We start from the raw sequence: 7,206 nt of genomic DNA on the forward strand, positions 1-7,206 counted from the left end.
CTTTACTTTTGCAATAAAAAATAGGGCTCATAAAGAGCCCCAATAGCAAATTCTATTTTTGCAATAATTTAATGATGTGTTCTCTGAAATCTTCTCCATCCATAGTTACAGCACCTGTGCCACCAAAAATATCCACAGATACCTTGAAGAAGTTCACAACTAATTTGTCTCCCAAATCATAGTATTCATCAACATGACCTGGAACGAAAATCAATTCCTTCTTGTTTGTTTCAACATCATCAAGGTTTAGATGTTTGATAGGGTCAACCATGGCTTCAACCACACCCATATCTTCCATCATCCACATGTTGTTGTTCCAGAATCTTTTTTCTTCAGGACTTCCACCATTCAAAAGCTCTTTGTTTGTAATAGATGACAAAACTCTTCTTACAGCTTCCTCATCAAATTTGTCATTGTATATTAATTTCATTTCGTCTCTATTAGCCACATCAATAATAAAAGATTCAGCAACCTTTTGACCTTCTGACGCTGATTGCCAGAAATATAGCATCATTTCAACTACTTCATTATTAATTTTAATGCTCATTATTCAGACCTCCTTCTCTCTAAAAATTCTCTATACTAAATATTATACAACTAATAAAAACTTTTTCCAACAAAATTTTCAAAATTTTAAAACATTTTCCAATAATTCTACAAATTTTCTTTTTTCAAATCCGCATACACCTTCAACGTATCCTCGTATCCAAGCTTCAAACCGTATCGCATCTTTTCCTTTTCAAACTCCAAAATTTTTGGAAAGTCCTTGTCCCATGTTTTAATAATCGTGTATTTTGGATTTTTCTTCAACTTACTAGTCAACAAATGCGGCTTCAACGACACAATAACAACCTCATCGCACACATCATCCACCATCTTGTACGGATTATTCTCCATATATCCACCATCAATCAACCACTTACCGTCCAATTTCTCTTGCTTAAACACCAACAAATTGGAACTCGCACGCAAATAATCTCGCAAATGACCTTGTGGAATATCGTCAATAAACAAATTCAAAACCCTTCTTTGTTCCACATCAACAGTATTAAGACCGAACTTCATCCTAGATTCACGGACTCTTTTCTCATCAATATATTCGCTCAACAACTCATTCAAAGGCTCCACCTCGAAACCCTTGTTATCGATAAAATCCTTCGCCAAGCCTAGCTTATCCTTAGCATTATCCAAACTTAAACTCTGTTCCATACTTAAACTCTGTTCCATAATAGAATTGACATCATTGTCCTTTACGCTAATCACATCATCGTAAGTCAAATTCTCCCACAATTTATACGCAATCTCCCAATCTCCCTGACAAATCATAGCCCCATTGATAGCTCCAATCGAAGTTCCTACGATATAATCAAAGTCAATTCCCATTTCCACCAACGCCTTGTAAGCGCCAATCTGATAGCAGCCCCTCGCTCCGCCGCCTTCCAATACTAAACCTCTCATAAAACCCCCCTTATTAATTTTAATGCTCATTATTCAGACCTCCTTCTTTCAAAAATTCTCTATATTAAATATTATACAACTAACAAAAATTTTATCATATTTTCCAATAATTCTACAAATTTTCTTTTTTCAAATCCGCATACACCTTCATCGTATCATCATATCCAAGCTTCAAACCATATCTCATCTTTTCCTTCTCAAACTCCATAACCTTAGGAAAATCCCTGTCCCACGTTTTAATAATCGTGTATTTTGGATTTTTCTTCAATTTATTCGTCAACATATAAGGCTTCAACGACACAATCACAATCTCATCGCACACATCATCAATCATCTTGTACGGATTATTCTCCATATATCCACCGTCTATCAGTTTCTTCCCGTCGAGTTTTTCTTGCTTAAACACAAGCAAATTGGAACTTGCACGCAAATAATCACACAAATGACCAACTGGAATATCCTCAATAAACAAATTCAAAACCTTCCTGTTTTCAACATCAACAGTATTCAGCCCGAACTCCATCTTCGATTCACGAACCTTCTTCTCATCAATAAACTTGCTCAACAAATCGTTCAACGGATCCACACCGAAACCCTTGTTATCGATAAAATCCTTTGCCAAACTTATCTTGTCTTTCGCATTTTCCAACGTCAAGCTCTCTTCAAAAATAGAATTGATATCATTGTCCTTTAGGCTAATCACATCTTCATAAGAAATATTCTCCCATAATTTGTATGCAATCTCCCAATCTCCCTGACAAATCATAGCCGCATTGATAGCGCCAATCGAAGTTCCCACAACATAATCAAACGTAATGCCCATTTCCACCAACGCCTTGTAAGTTCCAATCTGATAACAGCCCTTAGCGCCTCCGCCTTCCAACACTAACCCTCTCATAAAATCTCCCTCCATTAATTAAATTATATCATCAAAAATTTAATATGTGATATAATTTTTTGTGAAAGGACACGAAATGTACACACTTCTACTCATATCTGCGATACTTCTAATAATCGCATCAAAACACAACTTCATAAGCATGTTCACAGCAACAAGCATAGTTTTGTTCGCAGTAAGCGCCATCGGAATAATATTTGCGCCACATTCAAATATAATCTTGAACATAATTGTCACAATCAACGTAATCACAGACGTATTTATATTAGCGATAATATCCTACAGGCTCTACCAAAAAGCCAAAGTCAAAGCCAGCATCGCACTACACTTGACGGCAAGTATACTCTACATCGCAATGATAATAGTCAACCTGTTCAAAATATTTGACCTTTACAAATACATAATAGGAATGAATTTGTATCTGAGCTTAATTGTACTGTCACACCTACTTGGAAACCTCATAATCAAATACAAAAAAATTGACACAGATTTTGATTACATCGTAGTACTTGGAGGCTCCATGAAAGGAATCGAACTCTCTGAGCTAATCAAACAAAGAATGATAACATCATTTGCCTATTACAGAACCAATAAAAGTATCATGATATTTTCAGGCGGAAAATCCAACGGAGACATCGAAGAATCAGTCGCCATGAAAAACTTCGCCGTAGAAAACCACATCCAAGACACAGACATATTATTGGAAAAACTCGCCATGAACACAATGCAAAACATCGAATACGTACGAAACCTAGTCCAACAACAAGACGAAAATTGTAACAGCAAAAAAGTCTGCGTCATCACCAACAACTTTCACGCATACCGTACCAAACTAATCTGCAACAAAATGAAAGTAAATTGGACAGTAGTACCCGCAGAATCAAACCCAACATCCAAAATCAACACATATCTCATAGAATTATTAGCAGCAATTTATCTAGACATACTAATTCACATAACACTCATCATCATAATCACCATAATAATCGGTAGATTTGTATAATTGTAGCTATATTGTAGACATTGTCCTGATTGGAAAATCAAAATAGTGGTATAATATATATAAAGAAATCGGAGGAGGATTTTATGAAAAACATTAAAAAATTTGGACTATTACTTGCATTAATCGCTTCAGTATCATTATCAAGCTGTAGCAGCGAACAATCATTGAATAAACCAGATACAACAACATCAACAGCTGAAAACAACAAAAAAGACACAGCAGCTGACACACAAGAAAACAAAAAAGAAGACAAAGAAAACAAAGAAGACAAAAAACCAGAAGAAACAACAGAAGCTACAGAAAAAGGCGAAACAAAAAAAGACAACCAACAAGAATTAACAGATGATGAAAAAGCAACACTAGATGAATTTGTAGAAAGATTAGAAAAATACGAAAACGGAACAGCAGGCGCATCACTAAAAATGGATAGACTATTCACAGAAATGGTCAACAGATGCACATCATTAGAAACAAAACCAGAAAAATCACAAGAATATCTAATCAAAAAAGTATCCCAAGTCAAAGACACTGAAAACTTCAAACAATCAGTAAAAGGACTAAAAGATACCATAGAATACTACAAATCAAACAAACAACAATACATCCAAGAACTAAAAGACAGTGGCGCAACATGGGATCCACAAATCAAACTAGAATCCTTGGAAAATGTACTAAACAAATTACAATAGAAATGATGAAAGAAGCTGATAAAACAGCTTCTTTTTTTGAGACTGTGAAATAGTTTGTGTATAGAATCCTCCTGATATAATAGAAATCAGGAGGATTTTAAAATGCCAAGAAAAAGACCAGAAACAAGACTAAACAAAATATCTAAGATGTTAATCGAAGAGTATCAACCAGAAACAGTACAAGATCTTCAAGAAGCTTTGAAAGATCTTCTAGGAGACACAATGGAACAAATGTTAAAAGCAGAGTTAGATGAACATCTAGATTATGAATATGGTGAAAAACCACTGTCATTAAACACAAGAAATGGATCAAGTAAAAAAACAGTTAAATCATCATACGGAAACATAGACCTAAACATTCCACGAGACAGAGAAGGATCCTTTGAGCCACAAGCATTGAAAAAATATCAAAAAGACATATCAAACATAGAAAACCAAATAATATCTATGTATGCAAAAGGAATACCCTCGCCTAATAATATCATAAACTCATTTCATTCGTTGGATATTATTGGCTGGGGAAGGCCCTGACAACAAGAGACATATCAACACACATAAAAGAAATCTATGGATTTGGAATATCAGAATCCATGGTAAGCAAAATAACAAATAAAATACTACCAACTATTGAAGAATGGCAAAATAGACCACTAGAAAAAGTATATCCATTTGTATTTTTAGATGCAATACACTATCATGTAAGAGAAAATAACATAGTAGTAAAAAAAGCAGTATATATAGCACTAGGATACAATACCGAAGGATACAAAGAAATCCTTGGAATGTGGGTTGGAGAAAATGAATCAAGTAAATACTGGCTATTGGTATTAAATCAATTAAAAGAAAGAGGATTAGAAGATATATTAATAGTTTCAACAGATAATTTATCAGGATTTAGCCAAGCAATAGAAAGTGTATATCCAAAAACAGAAATTCAAAAATGCATAATTCATCAAATAAGAAATTCAACAAAATTCGTATCATATAGAGATATAAAAGAACTAATGAAAGACTTAAAAACAGTATACAAAGCATCAACAGAAGAACTAGCACTAAGTAATCTAGATATATTTGAAGAAAAATGGGGCAAAAAATACCCAATGTGTGTAAATTCATGGAGAAATAACTGGGCTGAATTAGCAACATATTTCAAATATCCAGAAGGAATAAGAAAACTAATATATACAACAAATAGCATAGAAAATTTTAATAGACAACTTAGAAAAGTAACAAAAAACAAAACAATATTTCCAAATGACTACGCCCTACAAAAAAGCTTGTATCTAGCAATGGTAGATGCTTCAAGTAAATGGACGAGTAGAATAAGAGGATGGGATCAAATATTGTCACAACTATCAATATTTTTTGAAGGCAGAATCTAAATTTTGCCATCAAAATAATAAAAAATTTGAATCTTTCAATCAAGACTAAAGGCATAGCCCTGGTCTGAAGACCAGCTCTTGACAGAAATCTTCAAATTTTTAAGAAATATAATTAGGCAAAAATGGAGATTTTTAGAAAAATCTTGACCTTTTAGTTTAATTGTGCCAAAATTAGGTTACAAATATCTGAACTTTCAGATTTTAGTAATAAAAGTATATTTTAAAAAAATATCAGCTCACAACCTATCAGGAGGAGCTGATACACAAAACTTTTCACATACCCCTTTTTTTGTGAGAACTTGTATTTAATTGTAGTGTAAATTTTCGACATAGTATATAGTAATATAAAGCAGAAAAGCACAATTGCCCGAATATCTAGCTTACGAAAATAAATAAATCCTAAGCTCATGACCCTAAAATCTCAAGTGCGAGCTTCGCTCTGGCACCAGTGAGATTTCTTAACGGTTCATTTCGCTTGGATTTATACTTATTTTCTCCAGATGATATTCTACAGCAATTGTGGTAATCTGCTTTTTTCTCGTTTAGAGATATTTTATAAGTCTACAATAAATTTTATCCTTTAGAACACAGTGTCTAATTCAAAAACTAAGGTAGCATACATTACTAACTGATTACTTCTTAACGTCGCCAAATTAGATACCTTTAGAATTAAAAGGTTTCGAGATTAGAGGCTTTCAACTTTAAGAGTTTTTTAGTAGGAAGCATGGTTTGACGAAGAATATCATTCGGAAGAAATTTAGTTGATTTCAAATCGAAGGGCTCCGGCTAAAATTTGACCGCTTGAGTGCGGAGCACGAGCTTCAAATTTTAGGAGACCAAGATTTAGAAATCACAAATTTCTGTAGACCAGATATTCGAGCAAACCTGCTCCTACGCCTTGTTGACGAGTGAAGTTAAACCTTTTATTCTGGTATGAAACAACGTAAATCCAGCAATCAATCGCTTGTAAAAACCTACGATCATACGAATTCTTTTACTCCTCTATATCCTCAATATTATATCTATCCAAATCCTCATAAACATACGACTGTTGAATACCACGCAAATAAACACCCCTGTCATCAACCTTGTCCGTCAAAGCATTCTTCAACAAGTGTTTAATCTCCAAAGAATTCACCGGCGACCTCTCCATAGCACTCAAATAATCAGCCCTGTCCACCATCGTCCAGTCAATACATTTGTTCAAATTCTTTTTAAGGATCAAATCCAGCCAAATCCTAGTCGCACGACCATTCCCTTCCCCGAAAGGATGTGCCACATTCATCTCCACATACTTCTCAATAATCTCATCAAAAGAACCCTCAGGCATCTTCTCAATAATCGCCAAATTACTCTCTAAATACAACAAATTTGCAAACCTGAAATTTCCCTTTGACAAATTCACATCACGAGTCTTACCAGCAAACTCAAAAATATCCTGAAACAAAAACTCGTGAATCTCCTGCAAACCCTTGTAAGTACCGACCTCAAAGTCATTGATAAAACCCTTGTCCCAAAGCTCAATAGCTCTTCTTTTAGACAAAAGCTCCTCATCAATCAACCTACCCATCAAACACCATCCCTTCTTATCATTATTTTATGTAAAATTCCACGTGTCAATTATTATACGGTTATAATTCTTATCATTGAATATTACCTTTTATACATAAATTTCTTTAGAATAAAAGGCTTTAACTAAGCGAGTCATCTGGAAAAAATTATGAAAACTCAATCGCAGAAATCCGGCCAAAATTTGACCGCGTAAGCGAAGCGTGC

General features: G+C 34.2%; 6 protein-coding genes and 1 pseudogene. 3 read left to right on the forward strand and 4 right to left on the reverse strand.

Features of this window, described 5'->3' with window-relative positions:
- Positions 1–52 precede the first annotated feature (52 nt).
- The 3 genes from ACLUJM_RS09235 to ACLUJM_RS09245 all read right to left on the reverse strand — a co-directional run bounded on the left by ACLUJM_RS09235 (position 53) and on the right by ACLUJM_RS09245 (position 2,356).
- Positions 53–547, reverse strand: a complete 495-nt coding sequence (locus ACLUJM_RS09235) for a hypothetical protein (RefSeq protein WP_316535878.1) — start codon at positions 545–547, stop codon at positions 53–55.
- A gap of 107 nt (positions 548–654) precedes the next feature.
- Positions 655–1,458 (reverse strand): patatin-like phospholipase family protein, encoded by an 804-nt coding sequence (locus tag ACLUJM_RS09240; protein ID WP_412412711.1) that lies wholly within the window; start codon positions 1,456–1,458, stop codon positions 655–657.
- A gap of 112 nt (positions 1,459–1,570) precedes the next feature.
- Positions 1,571–2,356, reverse strand: a complete 786-nt coding sequence (locus ACLUJM_RS09245) for a patatin-like phospholipase family protein (RefSeq protein WP_412412712.1) — start codon at positions 2,354–2,356, stop codon at positions 1,571–1,573.
- A 76-nt stretch (positions 2,357–2,432) separates the two neighbouring features.
- Between ACLUJM_RS09245 and ACLUJM_RS09250 the strand changes: the two genes are divergently transcribed.
- From ACLUJM_RS09250 to ACLUJM_RS09260, 3 genes and pseudogenes are all read left to right on the forward strand, one after another.
- Positions 2,433–3,359 (forward strand): YdcF family protein, encoded by a 927-nt coding sequence (locus tag ACLUJM_RS09250; RefSeq protein ID WP_412412713.1) that lies wholly within the window; start codon positions 2,433–2,435, stop codon positions 3,357–3,359.
- Positions 3,360–3,442: 83 nt separating this feature from the next.
- The gene (locus ACLUJM_RS09255) at positions 3,443–4,048 is read left to right on the forward strand and encodes a hypothetical protein (RefSeq protein ID WP_412412714.1); all 606 of its coding nucleotides are present in this window, start codon (positions 3,443–3,445) and stop codon (positions 4,046–4,048) included.
- A 147-nt stretch (positions 4,049–4,195) separates the two neighbouring features.
- Positions 4,196–5,430, forward strand: a pseudogene (locus ACLUJM_RS09260) (IS256 family transposase).
- A 994-nt stretch (positions 5,431–6,424) separates the two neighbouring features.
- Here the strand turns inward: ACLUJM_RS09260 and fic are convergent.
- Positions 6,425–7,000, reverse strand: a complete 576-nt coding sequence (gene fic / locus ACLUJM_RS09265) for a protein adenylyltransferase Fic (RefSeq protein WP_412412715.1) — start codon at positions 6,998–7,000, stop codon at positions 6,425–6,427.
- Positions 7,001–7,206: the final 206 nt, after the last annotated feature.

Origin of the sequence: Finegoldia sp. (assembly GCF_046991905.1) — a bacterium.
In the GTDB taxonomy this organism is placed as follows: Bacteria; Bacillota; Clostridia; order Tissierellales; family Peptoniphilaceae; genus Finegoldia.